Annotated in this window: 21 protein-coding genes; 11 read left to right on the forward strand and 10 right to left on the reverse strand. The window is 68.8% G+C overall.

What is annotated here, in order from left to right:
* The first annotated feature begins 30 nt into the window (after positions 1-30).
* Both H4W30_RS14560 and H4W30_RS14565 read left to right on the forward strand, forming a co-directional pair.
* The gene (locus tag H4W30_RS14560) at positions 31-1,281 is read left to right on the forward strand and encodes an aspartate aminotransferase family protein (protein ID WP_192743322.1); all 1,251 of its coding nucleotides are present in this window, start codon (positions 31-33) and stop codon (positions 1,279-1,281) included.
* Complete coding sequence (locus tag H4W30_RS14565) at positions 1,281-1,778, forward strand: DUF3830 family protein (RefSeq protein WP_007033814.1); 498 nt, start codon at positions 1,281-1,283, stop codon at positions 1,776-1,778. The genes H4W30_RS14560 and H4W30_RS14565 overlap by 1 nt, the downstream gene beginning before the upstream one ends.
* Positions 1,779-1,835: 57 nt before the next feature.
* On the opposite strand, the gene H4W30_RS44205 is transcribed toward H4W30_RS14565, so the two are convergent.
* Together H4W30_RS44205 and H4W30_RS14575 are read right to left on the reverse strand one after the other, a co-directional pair.
* Entirely contained in the window at positions 1,836-1,970 is a 135-nt protein-coding gene (locus H4W30_RS44205) for a hypothetical protein (protein ID WP_264082846.1), read from the reverse strand.
* Between the two features lie 20 nt (positions 1,971-1,990).
* A complete protein-coding gene (locus H4W30_RS14575) occupies positions 1,991-2,365 on the reverse strand; it encodes a hypothetical protein (RefSeq protein WP_225949331.1) in 375 nt (124 codons plus the stop codon).
* 177 nt (positions 2,366-2,542) lie between these two features.
* Between H4W30_RS14575 and H4W30_RS14580 the strand changes: the two genes are divergently transcribed.
* Together H4W30_RS14580 and H4W30_RS14585 are read left to right on the forward strand one after the other, a co-directional pair.
* Entirely contained in the window at positions 2,543-3,925 is a 1,383-nt protein-coding gene (locus H4W30_RS14580; protein ID WP_192743323.1) for an FAD-binding oxidoreductase, read from the forward strand.
* A gap of 11 nt (positions 3,926-3,936) precedes the next feature.
* Positions 3,937-5,490, forward strand: a complete 1,554-nt coding sequence (locus H4W30_RS14585; protein WP_192744103.1) for an acetolactate synthase large subunit — start codon at positions 3,937-3,939, stop codon at positions 5,488-5,490.
* Positions 5,491-5,537: 47 nt separating this feature from the next.
* On the opposite strand, the gene H4W30_RS14590 is transcribed toward H4W30_RS14585, so the two are convergent.
* The 5 genes from H4W30_RS14590 to H4W30_RS14610 form a co-directional block, all read right to left on the reverse strand.
* A complete protein-coding gene (locus H4W30_RS14590) occupies positions 5,538-6,965 on the reverse strand; it encodes an MFS transporter (RefSeq protein ID WP_192743324.1) in 1,428 nt (475 codons plus the stop codon).
* Between the two features lie 57 nt (positions 6,966-7,022).
* Complete coding sequence (locus H4W30_RS14595; protein WP_225949332.1) at positions 7,023-7,505, reverse strand: DUF3761 domain-containing protein; 483 nt, start codon at positions 7,503-7,505, stop codon at positions 7,023-7,025.
* A gap of 72 nt (positions 7,506-7,577) precedes the next feature.
* A complete protein-coding gene (locus H4W30_RS14600) occupies positions 7,578-8,330 on the reverse strand; it encodes an SDR family NAD(P)-dependent oxidoreductase (protein WP_192743325.1) in 753 nt (250 codons plus the stop codon).
* Positions 8,331-8,339: 9 nt separating this feature from the next.
* Positions 8,340-9,227 (reverse strand): SRPBCC family protein, encoded by an 888-nt coding sequence (locus H4W30_RS14605; RefSeq protein WP_318780603.1) that lies wholly within the window; start codon positions 9,225-9,227, stop codon positions 8,340-8,342.
* A complete protein-coding gene (locus H4W30_RS14610; protein ID WP_063271587.1) occupies positions 9,220-9,777 on the reverse strand; it encodes an ArsR/SmtB family transcription factor in 558 nt (185 codons plus the stop codon). The genes H4W30_RS14605 and H4W30_RS14610 overlap by 8 nt, the downstream gene beginning before the upstream one ends.
* 84 nt (positions 9,778-9,861) lie before the next feature.
* On the opposite strand from H4W30_RS14610, the gene H4W30_RS14615 reads away from it, so the two are divergent.
* The 3 genes from H4W30_RS14615 (at position 9,862) to H4W30_RS14625 (ending at position 13,815) form a co-directional block, all read left to right on the forward strand.
* Positions 9,862-10,938: a sensor histidine kinase gene (locus H4W30_RS14615; RefSeq protein ID WP_192743327.1), complete on the forward strand. Its 1,077-nt coding sequence runs from the start codon at positions 9,862-9,864 to the stop codon at positions 10,936-10,938.
* The gene (locus H4W30_RS14620; protein ID WP_192743328.1) at positions 10,935-11,603 is read left to right on the forward strand and encodes a response regulator; all 669 of its coding nucleotides are present in this window, start codon (positions 10,935-10,937) and stop codon (positions 11,601-11,603) included. The genes H4W30_RS14615 and H4W30_RS14620 overlap by 4 nt, the downstream gene beginning before the upstream one ends.
* 109 nt (positions 11,604-11,712) lie before the next feature.
* Complete coding sequence (locus H4W30_RS14625) at positions 11,713-13,815, forward strand: MMPL family transporter (protein ID WP_192743329.1); 2,103 nt, start codon at positions 11,713-11,715, stop codon at positions 13,813-13,815.
* Between the two features lie 76 nt (positions 13,816-13,891).
* Here the strand turns inward: H4W30_RS14625 and H4W30_RS14630 are convergent, their stop codons facing one another.
* Together H4W30_RS14630 and H4W30_RS14635 are read right to left on the reverse strand one after the other, a co-directional pair.
* Entirely contained in the window at positions 13,892-16,063 is a 2,172-nt protein-coding gene (locus H4W30_RS14630; RefSeq protein WP_192743330.1) for a 3-hydroxyacyl-CoA dehydrogenase NAD-binding domain-containing protein, read from the reverse strand.
* 10 nt (positions 16,064-16,073) lie between these two features.
* Positions 16,074-17,285: an acetyl-CoA C-acetyltransferase gene (locus H4W30_RS14635; protein ID WP_192743331.1), complete on the reverse strand. Its 1,212-nt coding sequence runs from the start codon at positions 17,283-17,285 to the stop codon at positions 16,074-16,076.
* A gap of 146 nt (positions 17,286-17,431) precedes the next feature.
* Between H4W30_RS14635 and H4W30_RS14640 the strand changes: the two genes are divergently transcribed.
* The 4 genes from H4W30_RS14640 to H4W30_RS14655 all read left to right on the forward strand — a co-directional run bounded on the left by H4W30_RS14640 (position 17,432) and on the right by H4W30_RS14655 (position 22,515).
* Positions 17,432-18,619, forward strand: coding sequence for a TetR/AcrR family transcriptional regulator (locus H4W30_RS14640; protein WP_192743332.1), 1,188 nt, complete (start codon positions 17,432-17,434; stop codon positions 18,617-18,619).
* A 38-nt stretch (positions 18,620-18,657) separates the two neighbouring features.
* A complete protein-coding gene (locus H4W30_RS14645; RefSeq protein WP_225949333.1) occupies positions 18,658-19,926 on the forward strand; it encodes a low temperature requirement protein A in 1,269 nt (422 codons plus the stop codon).
* Positions 19,927-19,992: 66 nt separating this feature from the next.
* Positions 19,993-21,288, forward strand: a complete 1,296-nt coding sequence (locus tag H4W30_RS14650; protein WP_192744105.1) for an acyl-CoA dehydrogenase family protein — start codon at positions 19,993-19,995, stop codon at positions 21,286-21,288.
* An 18-nt stretch (positions 21,289-21,306) separates the two neighbouring features.
* Positions 21,307-22,515 carry an acyl-CoA dehydrogenase family protein gene (locus H4W30_RS14655; RefSeq protein ID WP_007033833.1) on the forward strand — a complete coding sequence of 403 codons (1,209 nt, stop codon included), beginning with the start codon at positions 21,307-21,309 and terminating at the stop codon, positions 22,513-22,515.
* 57 nt (positions 22,516-22,572) lie between these two features.
* On the opposite strand, the gene H4W30_RS14660 is transcribed toward H4W30_RS14655, so the two are convergent.
* Positions 22,573-23,640 (reverse strand): alpha/beta fold hydrolase, encoded by a 1,068-nt coding sequence (locus tag H4W30_RS14660; protein WP_192743333.1) that lies wholly within the window; start codon positions 23,638-23,640, stop codon positions 22,573-22,575.
* Between the last annotated feature and the right edge of the window lie 20 nt (positions 23,641-23,660).

A 23,660-nucleotide genomic window follows, 5' to 3' on the forward strand; every position in this document is an offset into this window, starting at 1 on the left:
AACAGCTCAGCCGACCTAGGAGCGCAGCCCATGGCCCAGCTATCACCGCTGCTCAAGCAGGCAACGCCGGTCGTGGTCGACCACGGTGAAGGGGTTTACCTCTACGGCACCGATGGCAAACGTCACCTGGACTTCACCGCCGGTATCGGCGTGACCAGCACCGGCCACTGTCACCCGCACGTGGTGAGCGCGGCCCGGGAGCAGATCGGCAAACTCGTCCACGGGCAGTACACGACGGTCATGCACAAGCCGATGCTGGAGCTGACCGAGAAGCTGGGTGGTGTCCTCCCGGAAGGCCTCGATTCCCTCTTCTACGCGAACTCGGGCAGCGAGGCGGTCGAGGCGGCGCTCCGGTTGTCGCGGCAGGCCACGAAGCGGCCCAACGTGATCGTCTTCCAGGGCGGGTTCCACGGCCGGACCGTCGCGGCGGCGACGATGACGACGTCGGGCACCCGGTTCAGCGCCGGGATCTCGCCGCTCATGTCCGGCGTGCACGTCGCGCCGTTCCCCTACGCGTTCCACTACGGCTGGGACGAGGAGACGGCGACGAAGTTCGCACTGCGCGAACTCGACTACCTCTTCGCGACGGTCTGCGCGCCCAACGAGACGGCCGCGTTCTTCATCGAGCCGGTGCTCGGCGAGGGCGGGTACGTCCCGGCGAACACCGAGTTCCTGGCCGGGCTGCGGGAACGCGCCGACAAGCACGGCATCCTGCTGGTGATGGACGAGATCCAGACCGGCTTCGGCCGGACGGGCCGGTTCTGGGGACACGAGCACTTCGGCGTGCGCCCGGACATCGTGCTCATCGCGAAGGGACTCGCGAGCGGGTTCCCGATCTCGGGTATCGCCGCGTCGGAGGAGCTGATGGCGAAGGCTCTCCCCGGTTCCCAGGGCGGGACCTACGGCGGCAACGCGGTGGCCTGTGCGGCGGCGATCGCCACGCTCGAGGTGATCCAGCAGGAGGGCCTGGTCGAGAACGCCGCCGAACGAGGACGCCAGCTTCTGGAGGGCGTGCGGGTGATCGCGGACAAGTCACCGTCGATCGGCGACGTCCGCGGGCTGGGGCTGCTGGTCGGTTCCGAGTTCACCACACCGGAAGGCGAACCGGACACCGCGAAGGCCCAGGCGGCTCAGAAAGCCGCGTCCTCCAACGGATTGCTGCTGCTGACCTGCGGGGCGTACATGAACGTCGTCCGGATGGTGCCACCGCTGATCGTCGACTCCGCGCAGGTCGACGAGGCGCTGCGCATCTGGGGTGACGTGGTGGCGGGGGCCGAGTGATGGCCCGCTACATCACCATCACGCTCGACAAGCGCGGAGTGTCCTGCCGGGCCCGGCTGCTCGACGCCGAAGCCCCGCGGACCTGCCGCGCTGTCTGGGACGCGTTGCCGCAGAGCGGTTCGGCGTACCACGCGAAGTACGCGCGCAACGAGGTCTACACGCTCGTGCCGCCCTTCGCCGAACCGAAGCCGGGCCGCGAAAACCCCACGGTGACCCCGATTCCGGGGGATGTCGTGTACTTCGGGTTCGAGGCCTGGGAGATCGGCAACCCGGCGTACGGCTACGACGAAGGCAGTGAGGCGCACAGCGACCAGGGCGCGACGGACCTCGCGATCTTCTACGGCCGCAACAACCTGCTGATCAACGGCGACGCGGGCTGGGTGCCCGGCAACGTGTTCGCGACGATCGAAGAGGGACTGGCGGAAATGGCCGAAGCCGCCCAGGACCTCTGGCTGCGAGGTGTCGAGGGCGAGACGCTTTCGTTCGCACGCGCGTGAAACCCGTGGGCGGTGCGGGTTTCCCTCACCGCCCACGGGCCGGCACCCCACCCTGGCTTACTGTCGCGCTTCGGCGAGCCGGTATTCGACGCCGCCCACCTCTTCACCGCGCTGGTCGACCTGGGTCACGTGGACGGTGAACTGCCCGCCCGCCGCTTCGGCGCCGGCGGTGAAGCTCAGCTTGGCGCCCACCTGTTCGCCCGATTGGAAGGTCAGGCCGCTGATCCGGGCTCGCTGCGGATAACATTTCGTCGTTCTCCACCAGGGAATCGGCGCGGACCTTGACCGCGACCGTTTGCGCGTCCGCCCTTCCGGCCCAGGTCAGCGTGCCCGCACGCCGGATCGACCGGCGAGCCGTTGCCTTCGATCGTCCGGTATTCGACCGTGCCCTGCGGCGCGCAGCCGCCATCGGTGAGTGAAACGATGAAGACAAGGGTGGTGTACTCGGCGCTCGTCCCCTCGGCCTGACCGACTCCGCTGACGTTCGCCACGGGCGCCGTGCAGGCCGCCTGCTCGCCTTCGGCCGCCGGTACCGCGAGCCCGAACGGGATCGCCAGCGCCGCCCCCAGCGCCGCGATCCGTCTCATCCTGGATCCCATCGAGCGTCCACCCCTTCCGGCGGGCCGCCCGGCCCGCTGCGACATGGGAACCGAGCGAGGTTGTGGCTCCAAGAAAGGCAAACATGAAAAGGATTCATGGCCATCCTCGCCCTCGAAGTACTACGCTTCGGTAACCAGGCAATGAGGCGTGAGGAAGGGCAGTCGATGGGCGATGTTGCGGCACGGTTCGCCGAGATCGTCGGGGACACGAACTTGCTCTCGGGCGAGGCGATCCCCGAGGACTACGCGCACGACGAGGCTTTGACCACCACCGCGCAGCGGCCCGCCCACCTGGCGAAACCGGGAAGCGCCGAGGAGGTCGCGGAGCTGCTCAAGGCGGCGAGTGAACACGGCGTGCCGGTCACCGCGAGAGGGTCGGGCACGGGGCTTTCGGGTGGCGCGCGGCCACGCGAGGACGGGCTGGTGATCTCTTTCGAGCGAATGAACGCGGTACTGGAGATCGACACCGAGAACCACGTCGCCGTCGTCCAGCCCGGCGTCACACTGTCCGAATTGGACGAAAAGACCACGGAAGCGGGACTCGGCTACACCGTCTACCCCGGCGAGCTGAGCGCGAGCGTCGGCGGCAACGTCGGGACGAACGCGGGCGGCATGCGCGCGGTCAAGTACGGCGTCACGCGGCACAACGTCGTGGGCCTGCAGGCCGTGCTGCCGACCGGCGAGATCATCCGGACCGGTGGCAAGACCTCGAAGGTGTCGACCGGGTACGACCTGACCCAGCTGATCATCGGCTCCGAAGGCACCCTCGCGCTCGCGACCGAGGTCATCGTGAAGCTGTACCCACGCCTCCCGCACGGCGCCACGGTGTTCGCCCCGTTCGAGACCTTCGACGAGGTGATGACGGTCGTCCCGAAGATCGTCGCCAGCGGGCTCGCCCCGCACATCCTCGAGTACATCGACAATCTGACGCTCGCCGCGATCAGCTACAACGAGAAGCTCAGCCTCGGCGTCCCGGACGCGATCCGCGACAAGGCGCAGGCGTATCTGGTGGTGGCACTGGAAAATCGCGACAGCGATCGGCTACACGCCGATGTCGAAGAACTCGGCGGCCTGTTGGGTGACGTCGGCGCGATGGACGTGTACGTGCTCGAAGGCCCGTCGGCACGCAAGCTGATCGAGGCACGCGAGAAGGCGTTCTGGACGGCCAAGGCGGCCGGCGCGGACGACGTCATCGACGTGGTCGTCCCGCGGTCCGCCATGCCTGAGTTCCTGCGCAAGGCCAGGGAAATGGCGTTGTCGCGCGAGTCGGGCGCGCTCGGCTGCGGGCACGCCGGCGACGGCAACGTCCACCTGGCCATCTTCTGCAAGGACGCGGAGAAGCGGAAGCAGCTGCTGACCGACATCTTCGCGCTCGGCATGGAACTCGGCGGTGCGATCTCCGGCGAGCACGGCCTCGGCCGGGCCAAATCCGGCTACTTCCTCGAACTGGAGGACCCGGCGAAGATCGCGCTGATGCGCCGGATCAAGGAGAGCTTCGACCCGGCCGGGATCCTCAACCCCGGCGTTCTTTTCGCTGAGAGGGCTTGAAAGTGAGTGAGATGAACGGCGCCCAGTCCCTGATCCGCACGCTCGTCGACAGCGGTGTCGACGTGTGCTTTTCGAATCCGGGCACCTCGGAGATGCACTTCGTGGCCGCCCTCGACTCCGTGCCCGAGATGCGCGGTGTGCTCGGCCTCTTCGAAGGCGTCGTCACCGGTGCCGCGGACGGCTACGCGCGGATCGCCGACAAGCCGGCGGCCACGCTGCTGCACCTCGGACCCGGTCTCGGCAACGGGCTCGCGAACCTGCACAACGCGCGTCGCGCGCACACCCCGATCGTCAACGTGATCGGCGACCACGCGACCTACCACAAGCAGTACGACGCCCCGCTCGAATCGGATATCGAGGCCGTCGCCGGTTCACTGGAAGGCTGGGTCCGCCGCTCCGAGCACACGAAGGACGTCGGTGCCGACGCCGCCGCGGCGGTCGCGGCCTCCCAGGACGCCCCCGGCCAGGTGGCCACGCTGATCCTCCCCGCCGACGCGTCCTGGGGTGAGGGCGGCGAGACCTGCGCGCCCATCCCGCCGCGGATCCCGCAGGCCGTCGACGCGACGACGGTGAAGAACATCGCCGAAGTGCTGTCCAGCGGTGAACCGGTCGCGCTGCTCGTCGGCGGCAGCGGCTGCCGTGAGGCCGGGTTGCGCGCGACCAGCCGGATCGCGGCCGCGACCGGTGTGAAGGCGTTCGTCGAGACCTTCCCCGCCCGGCTCGAACGCGGCGAAGGCCTGCCGACGATCGAGCGGCTGGGCTACCTCGCCGAGCAGGTCGCGTACCAGCTCGACGGGATCAAGCACGTGATCGTCGCCGGCACGAAGGCGCCCGTTTCGTTCTTCGCCTACCCCGGCAAGGCGAGCAACCTGGTTCCCGAAGGCGCACAGGTCCATGTGCTGGCCGAAATCGCGCAAGACGTGCCGCGAGCGCTGAACGACGTCGCCGAGCTGGTCGCCGCCGAGACGGAGCCGGTGCTGCAGGAGGCTTCCCGGCCCGCTCTGCCGTCCGGGCCATTGACGCCGCAGAACTGGGTCGACGTGATCGGCGCGCTGCTGCCGGAGCGCGCGATCATCGCGGACGAGGCGAACACCTCCGGACTGCTGCTGCCCGCCGCGACCGCCGGCGCGCCGCGGCACGACGTGCTGACCCTGACCGGCGGCGCGATCGGCTACGGCATGCCCGTCGCGACCGGGGCGGCCGTCGCCGCGCCGGACCGCCCGGTGATCAACCTGCAGTCCGACGGCAGCGCGCTGTATACCATTTCGGCGCTCTGGACGCAGGCCCGGGAGAACCTCAACGTCACCACGGTCCTGCTGAACAACCGCGCGTACGCGATCCTGCGGCTGGAGTTGCAGCGGGTCGGCGCGGACGCCAACGGCCCCAAGGCGAACGAACTGCTCGACCTCTCCCGGCCCGACATGGACTTCGTCAAGATCGCCGAGGGCATGGGCGTCCCCGCGACCCGGGCGACGACGGCGGAGGAGCTGGCCGAGCAGTTCCAGCGCGCGCTCGCCGAACCGGGGCCGCACCTGATCGACGCGATCGTCCCGACGCTCTTCTGAGCGGAGCGCCCCTGCGTGCGATGAGGTCCGTCATCGCACGCAGGGCGCTAGCGGACCGAGGCGACCACTGATTCGGGCTGGCGTTGTTTCGGCACGAAAACGGTCAGGACGAGCCCCAGGAGCGCCGCACCGGCGGCGACCACGAAGCTCAGGCGGAACCCCGTCGCGGACGGGACGGAAACCCCGCCGACGGTGATCGCCAGCGACGCGAGCATGGACGCCATCACCGCACTGGACGTCGACGTGCCGACGGAGCGCATCAGCGAGTTCAACCCGTTCGCGGACGCGGTTTCGGTGACCGGGACCGAACCCATGATCAGCGCGGGCATAGCCGCGTAAGCGATGCCAACGCCGCCGCCGATGATGACCGACGCCGTGATCAGCTCGAAGGCGTTGTCCATCAACACGGTCGCGAAGGCGTATCCGGCCGCGATGGTGGTCGCGCCGACCATCAGCGTCGTTCGTGGTCCGTAGCGCTCGATGAGCCGGGCCGAAACCGGCGACAGCATGAACATGACCAGGCCGTTCGGCGCGAGGCAGAGCCCGGCCTGCACCATGGTCAGGCCGAGGCCGTAGCCGGTCGACGCGGGTGCCTGCAGCAACTGCGGGAACGACAACGCCATCGAGTACAGCGCGAACCCGATCATGATCGACGCGAGGTTGGTGAACAGCACCGGCCGCCGCGCGGAGACCCGCAGGTCCACGAGCGGATCACGCCGCCGCAACTGGTAGGCGCCCCAGACCAGCAGGATCACCACCGCGCTCCCTGCGAAGACGAGGGTGCGGCCGCTTCCCCAGCCCCATTCGCCGCCCTTGACGATCGGTAACAGCAGGCAGACCAGTCCGGCCGTCAGCCCCAGCGCGCCGAGGTGGTCGAACGGCGCCGGCGTCTTCACCGGCGACTCCGGCACCACGAACAGGATCAGCAGGCCACAGACGAGCCCGAGCCCCGCCGACGCCCAGAACAGGACGTGCCAGTCGGCGTTCTGCGCGACCAGCGCGGACACCGGGAGCCCGATGGCACCGCCGACGCCGAGCGTCGAACTCATCACCGAGATCGCGGCGCCGACCCGTTCCGGCGCGAGTTCGTCGCGCATGATGCTGATGCCCAGCGGGATCGCGCCCATCGCGCAACCCTGCAGCCCTCGCCCGAGGACCATCAGCGCGAGCGAACTGGTCAGCGCGGACACCACCGAACCGGCCACCAGGAAGCCGAGGCTGATCAGCAGCAACCGGCGTTTGCCGTAGAGGTCGCCGAGCCTGCCGCTCACCGGCATCACCACGGCTCCGGCGATCAGGGTCGCCGTCACCACCCACGACGCGTCCGACGGAGTCGCGTCGAGCAGCCGGGGAAACGCCGGGATGAGCGGTACGACGAGCGTCTGCATGAACGAGGCCACCAGACCGCAGGTGGCGAGCACGACGACGAAGATCCGGGGCGAAGGTGCCCGTCCGACCGGTTTCACCATGCGCATCCCATGATCCGACCTTACACAGCACCACCCTTCCCAGTGAACGGTTGACCGACGGGATCACAGCCAGGTGCGAACCCCACCATGGCCGGAACAGGTACCGCGGCGATTCTGGCTGTAGCTATAGGAACCGTCCTTGCAGAGGGCGGTCGCTCCGTCGGCCGCGCCGGGTCCGGCCGACGGCCGGTGGACACAGACACCGTCGGTGTTGCGGTAGTAGTCGCTTCCACACTCCGCCGAGTTCGGTGCCTTCGCGGCCTGTGTGGTCTTCGGAGGTGTTTTCGTCGGTTTCGGCTCGACCTGCTTCGGCACCTCGACCGCGGCCGTGGTCGTCGGCACGAACCGCTGGGGTGCCGGCGCAGGGGTGGCCGTACTCGTGGGCGGCGTCCCAGTGCTGGACGACGCCGGCACCGTCGACACTGTTGGCACCGGGCTGCTTTGCGGCGTGACCCGCCCGGTGGGCACGGTCTCCACGCCGCAGCCTCCGGCGACCAGAAGCCCGATCGCCAGTGCCATGCCCAGCTTCGTCGTCGTCTTCGGCATAACGACCTCCCCAGCACCGGTAGTGCCGCGTAGTCGGGAGATCGTCCGCCGTTGTTACGGCGAGGCCGGCGCCTAGTCCACCATCGCGCCGCAACTGATGTTCAACGCGGTCGCCGTCATGCTGCGCGCATGGTCCGATGCGGCGAACGCGGCCACCCGGGCGACGTCTTCGAGCGACGCCGTCCGCCTGAGCATCGTCGCGTCGACCATGTCACGAATGGCGTCGTCGAGGCCGGCGCCCGCCGGAATCGTCTCCGGGATCCCGCCGGTGCGAAGGGTCACGACCCGGATGCCCTGCGGCCCGAGTTCGCACGCCAGCCCGCGCCGCAACGCCTCCATCGCGCTGAACGCGACCTGCAACCCGCCGAGGTGGTATCCCGGCAGCGGATCACCGTCGCCACCGAACATCAGGATGACTCCGGACCCCTGCCGGATCATGTGCCGGGCGGCGGCCCGCGCGGTGAGGAAGTTCGTCCGCACCGCCGTCCGGACCGGGCTTTCGAGGTCCTCCAACGACATCTCGACCAGCGGGGTGCCCTGGACGTCGTTGTGCGTGATCACGTTCATCGAGATGTCGACACTGCCCGCCGAGGAGGCCACCGAAGCGGCATGCTCGTCGATGGCGGCTTCGTCGAGCGCGTCGAACTCCGCCGTTTCGGCTTTCCCGCCCGCCGCCCGGATTTCATCGGCCAGCGCGTCGAGCTTCTTCAAGGTGCGACCGGTGAGGTGGACGGTCGCGCCCTCCCTGGCGAACCCGCGGGCGACCGCGCCGCCGATTCCACCGGCGGCCCCATAGATGATCGCGTTCCTGCCTTCGAGCAACATCGCTTCCTCCTATTTGCCGTCCAAGGTGATGAGTCCTTCGGGTGCGCCCTCCAGCTGGACATCGACCCACAACGGGCGCCACGGGCGAACTTCGTGGAACCTGCGCAGTTCGGCCAGTCCGCTGAGCCAGCCCATCCACGCGCCGTACGGCGGTTTTTCGTCGGAGAATCCACTTTGGACGAAGGTCAGCTTCGTCCCGCCGCCGGAGTCCTCGAGTTCCCAAGTGGCGACGACACCGTCCTGGTACGCGAGCGACATCTTCGAGCCGGGCACCAGATCGACGATCTTCGCCGGTTCCGGGTCGATTTCCAGCGACCCCATCGCCCAGCGGCCGCCGACCTGGGGCTCCGCCTCGATCCGGGCGCCGAACCAGCGCGTGAACACGGCGGGATCGGCGATCGAGGAGTAGACCTCACCGCGTGGCGCGTCGATCCGCACTTCTTCGCTCATCAGCGGGGAGGTGAGGTCGCAGCGGGCGGTGAGCGGGCGTCCTTCGACGTGGTCGGCGAGATTCGAGACGGAAAGCGCCCAGAACGTGTACATCAGGCCGAGTGACGAATCCGGGTCGGCCAGCATCGCGGTGTAGTCCGGCAGACCGCTCTGGCTGAACGAAAAGGACGTCCCGTCCCCGTCTTCCGTCAGCGCGATCTCGACGACGGTCTCCTTCCCGCCGACGGTCCACGCGAACCGCAGGACGTTGTCCTCGGCCAGCAACAGTCGCTGGCGCGGACGATCGCCGTCCGGCGTGTAGCGGCCCCAGAACTCGTACCGGGACGGCAGATCGACTTCCGCGTACTCGGAAAGCCACTCGCGCAGTGCCCCGGGATCGGTCAGCGCGTGCCAGACCTCGTCGATCGGCGCGCGCAGGCGCAACTGGAACCTCGTCGGTTCAGTCACGGGCATCTCCCTTCGGGTAACAGGCCACGGCGAGCTTGAAGGCGTCGCCTTCCGCTCCGCCGTAGCGGGTGAACAGGTCCTGCAAAGTCGTCTTCAGTTCGTCGAGGAACTCCTGGCGCCGCTCGGGCGCCACCCGGATCTCGCCGGAAACACCGATCGACGGCAACTCCGGCGCGGTCCGGTCGAGCGCGGCGACGTCCGCCTGGACCTCCTCCATGAGGTCCACCAGGTAGCCAAGGCTCAGCTCGTCCCGCGCCACCCGAGGGCCGAGCCGCCCGACCAGCCCGGGTGACAGCCAGTACGAACGGGCGGTCGCCTGGTACACGCCCTCACTGACGGCGCGCACCTTCCGCTCCGACACCTGCTTCACGAGACCGGCTTCCACCAGTCGCTTCACGTGGTAATAGACCCGCTGCGGCGTCTGATCCAGCACCGTCGCCACCTCGGTGCACGACCGCGGCTCCGCCAGCTGCCGCAGGACGTCCACCCGCTGCGGTTTCAGCAACGCCTCCGCCTGGTCCAGCCGATCGAGGTACTCCACATCCTTCACGACGCCACACCCTTGATCACAAAAATCAGTTTGAACGTAAAAATCCATTTTGTCAATCGGGCCGGATCGCGCTACTCTCGTCGTGTGGCGATCCTGCGGCGGTACGCGGCGGACATCGCGGTCACCGCGGCGGTGATCGCGGGTTCCGTCGTGGCCTCACTCGGGGACGGCGCGGAAGCACCGCGCAACGCGGTCGTCGGCTGGGTCTGCGTGATACTCGCCTGCGCGGCACTGTTCCTGCGCCGCCGGTATCCGCTCCCCGTCGCGATCTTCACCGCGGTGTGCTGCGCGATCTACTACCCGCAGACCGACCCCGACGGATTCGTGCTGCTCGCGTTCGCCTTCGCGCTGTACAACACCGCCTCGACCGGGCGGATCCGCAGCGCGGCGGTCGTCGCGGCGGCCTCGATGGGCGGTGTCGCGATCGGCGAGGCGCAGGCCGGCGCCGCACGACAGGTGGACGACTTCGCGTTCCTGTTGATGGCGGGGTGGTTCATCGCGCTGGTCGCGGTCGGCGCGGTGACGTACTACCGCCGCGAAGCCGAACGCACCAAGGAGGACGAGGCACGGCGAAGGGCCACGGACGAGCGGCTCCGGATCGCGCGCGAACTGCACGACGTCCTCGGCCACAACCTGGCGCTCATCAACGTCCAGGCGGGCGCGGCCCTGCACGGCAAGGATCCGGCGAAATCCGAGGAGGCACTGACCACGATCAAACAGACCAGCAAGGAGGCGTTGCGCGAACTCCGCGCCACACTGGGCATGCTGCGGCAGGCGGACACGCCGAGCCTGGCCAGGGTCGCCGAACTCGCCGAGTCGGCGGGCGCGCACGGGCTGACCGTCCGGACCGAGATCGACGGCACGGCCACGGAACTGCCGCCCGACGTCGAGCACGCCGCCTTCCGGGTCGTCCAGGAGGCGCTGACCAACGTCGCGCGCCACGCCGCCGCGAACACCGTCGTGGTGCGGATCGGCTACACGCCCCATGATGTGTCCGTGCAGATCGACGACGACGGCCGAGGCGGCACCGCGAAACCGGGCAACGGCATCCGCGGCATGACCGAACGGGCCGAGGCACTCGGCGGCGAGCTCGTCGCGGCCGCGCGCGAAGAAGGCGGCTTCCGGGTGCGCGCCCGGCTTCCCTTGCGGGTGAGGAAATGATCCGCGTCCTGCTCGTCGACGACCAGCGGCTGGTCCGCGCCGGATTCAAGTCCATATTGGACGGTGAAGACGACATCACCGTGGTCGCCGAAGCGGCCGACGGCCGCGAATCCCTCCAAGCCGCGCACGAACACCGGCCCGACGTCGTCCTGATGGACATCAGGATGCCCAGGATGGACGGGCTCACCGCGACCCGGCACCTGCTCGAAGACCCGGCGCTGACCGGGATCAAGGTCGTCATCCTGACCACCTTCGACCTGGACGAGGACGTCTACGGCGCGTTGCGCGCGGGTGCCAGCGGGTTCCTGGTCAAGGACACCGAACCGGAGGAGCTGATCCACGGCGTCCGCGTGGTCGCCAGGGGCGACGCGCTGCTCGCGCCGTCGATCACCCGCCGCCTGATCTCCGAATTCGCCTGCCGGGTGGACCGGCCCGTCCCCTCGCCCACCCTGAACCGGCTCACCGAACGGGAACGCGAGGTGATGAGCCTGGTCGCGGCCGGCCTGTCCAACGACGAGATCGCGAAGGAACTCGTGCTCAGCCCGGCGACGGCGAAGACGCACGTCAGCCGGATCATGACCAAGGTGGACGTCCGTGATCGCGCCCAGCTGGTCGTGCTCGCCTACGAATCGGGCATGGTCACCCCTCGCTGGTTGACCCCGTGAACGCAACCCCAGTAGTACGGGAGGCGCCTTAGGGGTACCCAGAAGTTGCGACCGGAGTGCCCGCCGGAGCCCGACGATATGCGGGCCGGGAAAGCCGATGCTTTCCGCCATGGACACCATCACTCTTTCCCCGAGACAGCCGCCTGGGGGCGCGCTCTCGAAGCTGGCGGGCTGGTCGCAGCGTCATCGCTGGCTCGCCGTTTCGCTCTGGCTGCTCACCCTCGTCGGTGTCACGCTGGGCTCACAGCTGGCGGGCAGCGCGTACCACGACGACCATTCCCTGCCGGGCACCGAATCCCAGCAGATCATGGACCTGTTCAAGGCACAGGCTCCGGCTCAGACCGGCGCGACGGCCGAGATCGTCTTCAAGACCGAGGGCGGACTCGCGACCGCACGCGGATCGATAGACCGGATGCTCGCCGAGGTCCGGAGCCAGCCGCACGTGAAGGCGGTGACGAGCCCGTTCGACACCCCGACGGCCATCTCACGCGAGGGCACGATCGGTTACGCGGCGGTCGCTTTCGACCTCGAATCGAAGGATCTGCCGTACGACGACATCGTGCGCGTCGTCGACACCGCGAAGAAGGCGGAGTCCGCCGGGCTCCAGGTCGAATTGGGCGGCGACCCGATCAAGCGGACCGGCGGGGGCGGCGGCCCGTCGGAAGGCGTCGGGTTGCTGGCCGCGCTCGTGATCCTCGTCTTCCTGTTCCGCTCGATCCTCGCCGCCGGGCTCCCGGTGATCACGGCGATCTTCGCCGTCGGCAGCACCCTCGGCGTGATCGTGCTCGTGAGCAGATTCGTCGACATCGCGAGCTACACGGCGCCGCTGATGATGCTGGTCGGGTTCGGCGTCGGGGTGGACTACGCGCTACTCATCTTTTCCCGCTATCGCGGCGAAATCCTGGCCGGCCTCGACCGCGAGCAGGCGGCGCGGCGAGCGCTGGACACCGCGGGCCGCTCGGTGCTGTTCGCCGGCGGCACGGTGATCATCGCGCTGCTCGGCCTGCTCGCGCTGGGTCTCGGTTCGCTGCGCGGGGTCGCCCTCGCCGTGGCGCTGACCGTGCTCGTGACGATGCTCGCCTCGATCACCCTGCTGCCCGCGCTGCTGTCCCTTTTCGGCCGCCGTTTGGAAAAGGGCATCCGGAAGCACGCCTCGAAACGGGAACACGGCAGGGCGTGGGGCAAGCTCGGGGACGCGGTCCAACGACGGCCGATGGTGCCGCTCGCGATCGGGCTGCTCGTCCTGATCGGTCTTTCCTTGCCGGCGCTCGGCATGCGCCTCGGATTCGCCGACTCTGGCACGGATCCGGAGACATCGACCACCCGGCAGGCCTACGACCTGATGGCGGAGGGTTTCGGCCCCGGCTTCAGCGAGCCGTTGATCGTCGTCACCGAGAACGGCGATGGTGCCGCGCTGCAACGAAAACTCGAAGCCACCCCAGGGATCGCGGAGGCGACACCGCCGATGGGGCAGGGCGTCACGACGGTTCTCGCCTTCCCCGCGTCTTCGCCGCAGGACGCGGCGACCGCCGAGCTGGTGGAACGGTTGCGGACGGAGGTGTTGCCGGGCCTGCCGGGCAAGTACCTGGTCGGCGGGAGTGTCGCGGCGGCCGTGGACTTCGCGGACGCCGTCGGTGACCGGTTGCCGCTGTTCGTGCTGGTGGTCGTCGGGCTGTCGGCGTTACTGCTGATGGTCGTGTTCCGCTCGATCCTGATCCCGCTCAAAGCGGCCCTGCTGAACCTGCTGAGTATCGGCGCCGCGCTGGGGGTGATGACGGCGGTGTTCGGCGACGGCCTGTTCGGAGCGCAGCCGGGACCGATCGAAGCGTTCGTGCCGGTGCTGATCTTCGCGATCGTGTTCGGGCTTTCCATGGACTACGAGGTGTTCCTCGTTTCCCGGATGCACGAGGAATGGCGGCGCACCGGCGACGCGCGCCACGCGGTCCGCGAAGGACTCGCCTCCACCGGTGGGGTGATCACGGCCGCGGCGGCGATCATGATCGTGGTGTTCGGGGCGTTCCTGCTCAATCCCGACCGGATGCTGGCGCAGTTCGGTCTCGGGCTGGCGGTCGCGGTGCTGGTGGACGCGTTCGTGATCCGCTGTCTCGTGGTGCCCGCGGTGATGCGGCTGCTCGGGGAACGCGCCTGGTGGCTGCCGCGGTGGCTGGACCGGCGGTTGCCGCACGTGGCGCTGGAACCGTCGGCTCGCTGATACAAGGAACGGTCCTTTCCTCGCGAAATTCGCGAGGAAAGGACCGTTCCTAGCACGCTAAAGCGGGTGAAGCGGCTTACTCGTAGATCTCGCCCTTCGCGGCCTTCTCGACCAGCGACGCGGGCGGGGTGAAGTGGTCGCCGTAGCGGTCCGCGAGCTCACGAGCCCGGTCGACGAAGCCCTGCAGGCCACCCTCGTACTGGTTGATGTACTGGATGACACCACCGGTCCACGCCGGGAAACCGATACCGAAGATCGAGCCGATGTTGGCGTCGGCGACGGTGGTGAGCACGCCCTCGTCGAAGCACTTCACGGTCTCGAGCGCCTCGGCGAACAGCATGCGCTCCTTGAGATCCTCGAACGGAACCTCGGCGCTGCCCGACTTGAACGCGTCGCGCAGGCCCGGCCAGAGACCGGTCCGCTTGCCCGACTCGTCGTAGTCGTAGAAGCCCGAGCCGGTGGAGCGGCCCTTGCGGTCGAACTCCTCCACCATCCGGTCGATGACGCCCTCGGACGCGTGCGCGTTCCAGGTGCCGCCGGCGGCCTCGATCGCTTCGCGGGTCTCCTTGCGGATCTTGCGCGGCAGCGTCAGGGTCAGCTCGTCCATCAGCTGCAGCGGCGGGGCCGGATATCCGGCCTGCGAACCGGCCTGCTCGATCGACGCCGGCTCGACACCCTCGCCCAGCGCGGCCACGGCCTCGTTGAGGAACGTGCCGATGACGCGCGAGGTGAAGAAGCCGCGGCTGTCGTTGACGACGATCGGGGTCTTCTTGATCTGCAGGGTGTAGTCGAAGACCTTCGCCAGCGTGGCGGGCGAGGTCTTCTCACCGCAGATGATCTCGACCAGCGGCATCTTGTCCACCGGCGAGAAGAAGTGGATCCCGATGAAGTCCTCGCTCCGCTGGACACCCTCGGCGAGCGCGGTGATCGGCAGCGTCGAGGTGTTGGAACCGAGCACGGCGTCGGGGTTGACGATGCCCTCGATCTCCTGGAACACCTTGTGCTTCAGCTCGACGCTCTCGAAGACGGCCTCGATCACGAAGTCGACGCCGGCGAAGTCCTCCGCCTTGTCGGTCGGCTTGATCTTGGCGAGCAGCGCGTCGGACTTCTCCTGCGTGGTCTTGCCGCGGGAAAGAGCCTTCTCCTCCAGCTTGACCGCGTAGCCCTTGCCCTTTTCGGCGCCTTCGAGGGTGACGTCCTTGAGCACGACGTCGATACCGGCCTTCGCCGAGACGTACGCGATCGCGGCGCCCATCATGCCCGCGCCGACGACGCCGACCTTCTTGGCGGTGTACTTCTCGAAGCCCTCCGGACGCGAGCCGCCGGAGTTGATGCTCTGCAGGTCGAAGAAGAACGCCTTCGTCATGTTCTTCGAGACCTGGCCGGTGGCGAGGCTGACGAAGTAGCGGGTCTCGACGGTGATCGCGGTGTCGAAGTCGACCTGCGAACCCTCGATGGCCGCGGCGAGGATCGCGCGCGGGGCGGGCATGTTGGCGCCCTTGATCTGCTTGCGCAGGTTCGCCGGGAACGCGGGCAGGTTCGCCGCGAAGCTCGGGTTCGACGGGGTGCCGCCCGGGATCTTGTAACCCTTGACGTCCCACGGCTGCACGCCGCCCTCGGGGTTGGCCTTGATCCACGCCTTCGCGGCCGGGACCAGCTCCTCCACGGTGCCGACGAGCTCGTGCACGAGGCCGAGCTCCTTGGCCTTGGCCGGGCGGTGGCGCTGGCCCTGCAGCAGCACGTTCAGCAGCGCGCTCTGGATGCCCAGCAGGCGCACGGTGCGGACGATGCCACCGCCGCCGGGGAGCAGGCCGAGGGTGACCTCGGGGAGGCCGATCTGGCTGCCCTTGACGTCGGCCGCGATGCGGTGGTGCGTCGCGAGCGCGAGTTCGAGACCGCCGCCGAGCGCGGCGCCGTTGATGGCGGCCACGACCGGCTTGCCCAGCTGCTCGAGCCGGCGCATCTGGCCCTTCATCAGGCCGCTGCTCTCGGTGATCTCGGCCGCGTTCTCCGGCTTGGCCTGGATCAGGTCGTTCAGGTCGCCGCCGGCGAAGAAGGTCTTCTTGGCCGAGGTGAGGACGACACCGGTGATGCTGTCCTTCTCCGCCTCCAGGCGGTCGACGACGACGCCGAGCGACTCGCGGAAGTCGGCGTTCATCGTGTTGGCGGACTGCTTCGGGTCGTCCAGGGTGAGCACGACGATGCCGTCGGCGTCCTGCTCCCAGCGGATGGTCTTCGCTTCAGTCATTGTCTCTTCCTCAGACCCGCTCGATGATGGTCGCGACGCCCATGCCGCCGCCGATGCACAGGGTGACCAGGGCGCGGCGCGCCTGACGGCGCTCCAGCTCGTCGACGACGGTGCCGACCAGCATCGCGCCGGTGGCGCCCAGCGGATGCCCCATCGCGATGGCGCCGCCGTTGACGTTGACCTTCTCCTCGTCGAGGTGCAGGTCCTTGATCCACTTGAGGACGACCGAGGCGAAGGCCTCGTTCAGCTCCCACAGGTCGATGTCGTCCGGGGTGAGGCCGGCGATCTTGAGGACCTTCTCGGTGGCCGGGGTCGGGCCGGTCAGCATGATCGTGGGCTCGGAGCCGACGGTCGCGGTCGCCACGATGCGGGCGCGCGGGGTCAGGCCGAAGTCCTTGCCGATCTGCTCGTTGCCGACCAGCACCACCGCGGCGCCGTCGACGATGCCGGACGAGTTGCCGCCGGTGTGGACGTGGTCGATCTTCTCGACCGAGTGGTACTTCTGCAGCGCGACGGCGTCGAAGCCGCCCAGCTCGCCGATGCCGGCGAAGGCGGGCTTGAGCTTGCCGAGGCCCTCGATGGTGCTACCCGGGCGACGGTGCTCGTCGTGGTCGAGGATCGTGACGCCGTTGATGTCCTTCACCGGGACGACGGACTTCGCGAAGTAGCCGCCGGACCAGGCCGCTTCGGCCCTTTCCTGCGAACGGACGGCCCACGCGTCGACGTCCTCGCGGGAGAAGCCCTCGATGGTCGCGATCAGGTCGGCGCCGGTGCCCTGCGGGACGATGTAGTTGTCGTACGCGGTGGCCGGGTCCATGAACAGCGCGCCGCCGTCGGAGCCCATCGGCACGCGCGACATCGACTCGACACCGCCGGCGATGATCAGCTGGTCCCAGCCGGAACGCACCTTCTGGGCGGCCGTGTTGGTGGCTTCGAGGCCGGAGGCGCAGAAGCGGTTCAGCTGTACGCCGGCGACCGACTGCGGCAGGCCCGCGTTCAGCGCGGCGGTGCGCGCGATCACGGCGCCCTGCTCGCCGACCGGGGAAACGACGCCGAGGACGATGTCGTCGATCACGGCGGGGTCGAGGTTCGGGTGCCGGACCTTCAGTTCTTCGATGAGGCCGACCACGAGATCGACCGGCTTGGTGCCGTGGAGGGCACCGCCCTTGTTCTTGCCGCGAGGCGTACGGATCGCCTCGTAGATGTAGGCCTCGCTACTCACAGAAAAACTCCTCCGCGTACGGCGCTGTATCAGGGGTGAAACGTACCGGCCGGTAGCCATGCTAATGCCGATTAACATAAACCGCGATAACCCCATGGTGTCAATGGGTTGCGATGCACGCAACCGGCGCTATCGTGTGTTCACCTATGGATCACCCGACCGAGCGCTCGACCCGACCGCGCGACCGCAAGGCCCAGCTGGCAGGCCTCGCCGCGGAGCTCTTTCGCGCCCGCGGGTTCCACGGCGTCGGCATCAACGACATCGCCGCCGCGGCCGGGATCACCGGGCCGGCGCTGTACCGGCATTTCGCGGACAAGCAGGCCGTGCTGTCCTACGTCGTGCTCTCCGGCATCGACGACATGGAGGCGGCCACCACCGAGACGCTCGCCGACGGTCTCCCCGTCCCCGCCCAGGTCAACGCCCTCTTGGGCACCCTCGCCGCGCAGGCGGTGGAGCGGCGTGAGGTCGCCGCGCTGTGGCGCTGGGAGGGCAGGCATCTGCCCCGGGAGGAGCGGCGCGAGATCCGGCGCCGGTCGGGCGCCGTGCTCGAAGCGTGGTCGAAGGCGCTGCTCGCGTTGCGTCCCGAACTGACCCCCGACGACGCCGAGTTGCTGTGCTGGGCGGGGCTGAGCGTGTTCGGCAGTGTCTCCGTGCATCACACGTCCGTGGCGAAGAAACGCTTCGCGCAGATCCTGGTGCAGCTGGCGGAGTCGGTGCTGCATGTCACACTGCCCGAGCCCTCGGAACCGCTGGAGGAGACGCCGTCGCTCGCACTCGGTGAACCGTCCCGCCGCGAGCAGATCCTCGCGGCCGCGACGGAACTGTTCGGGCAACGCGGCTTCCGTTCGGTGAGCATGGAGGAGATCGGCGCGGCCGCCGGGATCGCCGGGCCCAGCGTGTACCGGCACTTCCCCAGCAAGGCCGCGCTGATGGTGGCGATCGGGCATCGCGCGGCCGACCGGCTGGCGCTCGCCGCGGAACGCGCGTTGCGGACCGGCGACGAACGCGACGCGCTCCGCAGGCTCGCGGCGTCCTATGTGCACACCTTGCTGCACACGCCCGAACTGCTGGTGTCGTTCTCCGGCAGCCCCATGGAGCTGCCGGAACGCGACAAGGCGGACCTGATCCGGGTCCAGCGGGACTACGTCGCGCGCTGGATCGCGCTGACCTCGGAAGTCCATCCGGAAGTGAGCCTGCGCGAAGTGAAGATCACCGTGCACGCGGCGCTGACCATCGCGAACGACCTCGCGCGCACCCGGCGCGTCAACGGCCGCCCGAACTTCGAGGCCGAGCTGACCGCGCTGACGCACGCCGTCCTGAAAGTCAGCTCTTAGCAAACTCCCGTGTCCGGCGAAGACGTGACGGGCACGATATGCGCGTGCCCAAGAAACGCGGCCTGCATCTGGTGACCCGGGAAGAAGACCACAAGGTCACCACGCTGGAACTCTTCTTCGACCTGGTCTTCGTCTACGCCATCACCCAGACCACGCAGCTGATGGCCGATCACCTCACCCCGCTCGGCATCGGGCAGGGCGTCGCGATGATCGCCGTGCTGTGGTGGTGCTGGTGCGCCTACGCCTGGCTGGCCAACACCCTGCACGTCGACCGCGGCATCGCCCAGCTGGCGATGTTCGCCGCGATGGGGACGATGTTCCTGGTCTCGCTGACCATCCCCGAGGCGTTCACCGACCTGCCCGGCGGCCTGTACGCGCCGCTGATGTTCGTCGGCTGCTACTTCCTGGTCCGGCTGCTGCACCTGACCGCGTACTTCGGTGCCGCGCGGACCGACCCCGAGCTGCGCAAGACCGTCCTGAAGATGTTCGTCGGGCTGCTGCCGAGCGTCGCGCTGCTGACCGCCGCCGCGTTCTTCTCGGGCTGGGTACAGCTCGGCATCTGGGCCGTCGCGCTGCTCGCCGACTACGTCAACGTCTTCCGGACCCGGTCGTCGGACTGGCGACTGCACCAGCCCGGCCACTTCGCCGAGCGATTCGGGCTGATCGTGATCATCGCGCTCGGCGAGTCGATCGTGGCGATCGGCATCGGGATCAGCTCGTACCCGATGTCGTGGCCGATCACGCTGGCCGCCGTCTTCGGGCTCACGCTCGCTTCGGCGATGTGGTGGATGTACTTCGCCGTCGTCGCGCACGTCTCCGAACACAACCTGAAGCGCGCGGACGGTGTCGAGCGGGTGCGGATCGGGACGGACACGTACACGTTCCTGCACCTTCCGCTGATCGCCGGGATCGTGCTCGTGGCGCTCGGGCTGAAGAAGTCGCTGCTGTACGTGTCCGACACCGAGCACCACTCGCTCGCCGACGGTCTGCACGGGACGCCGATCTGGGCGCTCACCGGCGGGCTCGCGCTGTACCTGATCGCGTTGAGCGGGCTGCGGCGGCGGAACCTGGGCTCGTGGAACGTCCAGCGACTGGTGTTCGCGGTGGTCTTGCTGGCGGCGACGCCCTTGCTGGAGCTGGTGCCGGCGATCGTCCTGGTCGGCGTGGTAGCGCTGGCGGCGGTGGCGCTGGTGCTGTTCGAGAGGCGCAAGCTCGTGAGTAATCCCGGACTCCTCGCCCCCCCGGAATCACTCACCGGCGTGACGTTCGCCTCCCCCGTGGTAGCGCATCCGCCCAAGGAGAGTTAACCTACTCACGAGTAGGTAAGCGAGGCAGGGAGACTCACCGTGGGTGCGCCTAGGAAACGAGACGCGATGGGCCTTGGCCTGTCCGCGCTCACCCGGCTGGCCGGGAGCAAGGTCATTGAACGGGCCGGACTTCGGAAGCCCGTGCAGAACCTGGTCAGTGCCGGGACGCGCAACGGCTTCCGGGTCGCGGGCGCGGCGGGACGGACCTTCAAATCCGCACAGAAGCTCGGCAAACCCGCGCGGCTCGCGCCCGCCGAGGACACCGGACTGTTCGACCTCACCCCGAGTGAGGACCAGCAGCTCATCGTCGAGACCGTGACGGAGTTCGCGGCCGAACAGCTGCGGCCCGCCGCGGCCGACGCCGACGCGAAGCTCCAGGCCCCCGAGGGCCTGCTGAGCCGCGCCGCCGAACTCGGCATCACGCTCGTCGGCATCCCCGAGGAGCTGGGCGGCGTCGGCACGGAGCGGTCGGTGGTCACCAACGCGCTGGTCGCCGAAGCCCTCGCGCACGGCGACCTCGGCCTGGCGGTCGCGGTGCTCGCGCCGTCCGCGGTCAGCACCGCGCTGGTGTCCTACGGCGACGAGCAGCAGCAGGCGGACTACCTGCCCGCGTTCGTCGGCGAGAACGTCCCGGCCGCGGCGCTCGCGCTGCAGGAGCGCACCGCGCTGTTCGACCCGTTCAAGCCCGCCACGAAGGCCCGCCGTACCCCGAAGGGCTACCAGCTCGACGGCGTGAAGTCGCTGGTCCCGCGGGCGGCGGACGCCGAGCTGTTCATCGTGTCGGCCGACCTCGAAGGTCGCGGCCCCGCGCTGTTCCTCGTCGAGTCGTCGAACTCCGGTGTCACCATCGAGTCCGAACCGGCGATGGGCCTGCGCGGCGCGGCGACCGGGAAACTGCACCTGGAGAAGGTCGCGCTGCCCGCCGGAGCACTGCTCGGCGGCGGCAAGGCCGAGATCTTCACCGAGGTCGTCCGGCTCTCGCGGCTCGGCTGGGCCGCGCTGGCCGCCGGTACCGCGAAGGCCGTCCTCGACTACGTGGTGCCGTATGTCAACGAGCGCAAGGCGTTCGGCGAACCGGTGAGCCACCGGCAGGCCGTCGCGTTCTCGGTGGCCGACATCGCCATCGAGCTGGAGGGGCTGCGGCTGGTGACGTTGCGCGCCGCTTCTCGCGCCGAACAGGGCAAGCCGTACGCCCGTGAGGTCGCGCTGGCCCGGAAACTGGCCGCCGACAAGGGAATGCAGATCGGCAGCGCCGGCGTGCAGCTGCTCGGCGGGCACGGGTTCGTCAAGGAGCACCCAGTCGAGCGCTGGTACCGCGACCTCCGCGCGATCGGCGTCATGGAAGGCGCCGTCCTTCTCTAGGACTTTCGAAAGGCAATCATGATCAACCTTGAGGTTCCGAAGAAGGCCGGCACCCTGATCAACCAGGCGTACCAGGCCGCGGCCGAGGTGTTCCGGCCGATCTCGCGCAAGTACGACCGCGCCGAGCACACCTACCCGGCCGAGCTCGACATGTTCGCCGCGCTGCTGGACGGGCTGAACTCCTCCGGCGAGGGCGGCGCGGGCGCGGCGGGCGTGCGCCGGTCCGAGAAGAACGAGAAACCGGGCAACCGCAACGGTTCCAACCTCAACATCGTGCTCGGCACGATCGAGATGTGCTGGGGCGACGTCGGTCTGCTGCTGTCCATGCCGCGCCAAGGGCTCGGCAACGCCGCCATCGGCTCGGTCGCCACCGACGAACAGCTCAAGAAGTTCTCCGGGCTGTGGGCCGCGATGGCGATCACCGAGCCGGACTGCGGCTCGGACTCCGCCGCGATCACCGCGACCGCGCGGCTGGACGGCGACGAGTACGTGATCAACGGCGAGAAGATCTTCGTGACCGCGGGCGAGCGCGCGGACGCCGTCGTCGTCTGGGCCACCCTGGACAAGACGAAGGGCCGCGCGGCGATCAAGTCGTTCGTCGTCGAGAAGGGGACGCCCGGCTTCGAGGTGGTGCGAGTCGAGCACAAGCTCGGCATCCGCGCCTCCGACACCGCCGTGCTGCGGTTCGAGAACGTGCGTGTGCCCAAGGAAAATCTCCTCGGCACGCCGGAGATCGACACCGCCAAGGGGTTCGCCGGGGTCATGCAGACCTTCGACAACACCCGCCCGCTGGTCGCCGCCATGGCCATCGGTGTCGCCCGCGCGGCGCTGGAAGAGACCCGGAAGATCCTCACCGACGCCGGGGTGACCATCGACTACGACAAGCCCGTCCACAGCCAGCACGCCGCGGCGGCGACATTCCTGCAGCTGGAGGCCGACTACGAAGCGGCGTACTTGCTGACCATGGAATCGGCGTGGATGGCCGACAACCGCAAGCCGAACTCGCTGCAGGCCTCGATGGCCAAGGCGAAGGCCGGCCGGTCGGTCGTCGAGATCACGCTGAAATGCGTCGAGCTGGCCGGAACCCTGGGCTACACCGAGGAATCGCTGCTGGAGAAGTGGAGCCGGGACGCGAAGATCCTGGACATCTTCGAAGGCACGCAACAGATCCAGCAGCTGATCGTGGCGCGCCGGATCCTGGGAAAGACGAGCGCGGAGCTCAAGTAGAGCGCGGCCAGCGCGTGAAGGCCTCCTTCCCTCGGCTGAGCCGAGGGAAGGAGGCCTTCACGCGCTTTCGGGAGCGATCTGTTCGTCCAGGAAACGGTCGAGGTAGCGCCACGTGGTCCCGCGCGCCTTCCGGCCGGTGAGGACGCCGAGGTGGCCGCCGGGCGCGGTCTCGAAGGTCACCGACGGCGAGTTGTCCAGCAGGTCGGTGAGCCGTTCGACGGCGGCGCGCGGGGCGATCGTGTCGTTCTGCCCGGCGATGACCAGCGTCGGCACCTTGACCCCGGACAGCGCGATGATGCGGCCGTTGAGGTCGACCGTGCCCTCGGCGAGGTCGTTGGCGCGGAAGAACCGGTGGTAGATCTGGCCGAACGTCCGCCCGGGGTAGGCGATCATGTTGTCCATGAAGTGGTCGACGGCCTCGATCTGCGCCAGGTAGTCCCGGTCGTCGAGATTCTTCAGGATGGCAAGGGGTTTGGTGATCTCCTTGCTGATCCCGGTCGCCCGGAAGACGCGGCTGACCAAATAGGACGGTGCGCCGCCGAGCGCCCGGTAGAACGGGGTCAGCAGGTGGCCGCCGGTGAGGTCCACCAGCGGACGGAACGGGGCGATCAGCGGGATCGCGGTGAAATCGAACGGCGACGCGATGGTCGCGATCGATTCGATCGGCAGATCGGGCTGGTCGGCGGTGGTCAGCAACGAGAAGATCCCGCCGAGGCACCAGGCGACGACGTGCACGCCCTGGCCGCCGGAGTCCTCGCTGACCTTGCGGATCGCGCGCGGGAGCACCTCCTCGATCCAGTGCTCGATACCGAGCCGCCGGTCCGAGAACGCGACGTTCCCGTAGTCGACGAGGTAGGTGTTGCGGCCGCCCTCGACCAGGTGCTCGGCGAGGCTGCAGCCGCGGCGCAGGTCGAAGCACAGCGCGGGCGCGGCCAGCGGCGGCACCAGCAGCACCGGCGGGCCCGCCTGGGGCTCCTCGCCGTTGGTCAGCCGGTAGAGCGAACGATTCGGGCCCTGGTCGATCAGGACGCGCGGCACCGGGCGAAGATCGGCGACACCACCGTGCAGCACCTTCCCGACGACGTTCGACGCGGCGGCGGCGAGCCGTGCCGGGGGTGTGGCCATGGTGTGCCTCCTGGGGAATC

Origin of the sequence: Amycolatopsis roodepoortensis (genome assembly GCF_014873915.1) — a bacterium.
GTDB classification, from domain to species: Bacteria; Actinomycetota; Actinomycetes; order Mycobacteriales; family Pseudonocardiaceae; genus Amycolatopsis; species Amycolatopsis roodepoortensis.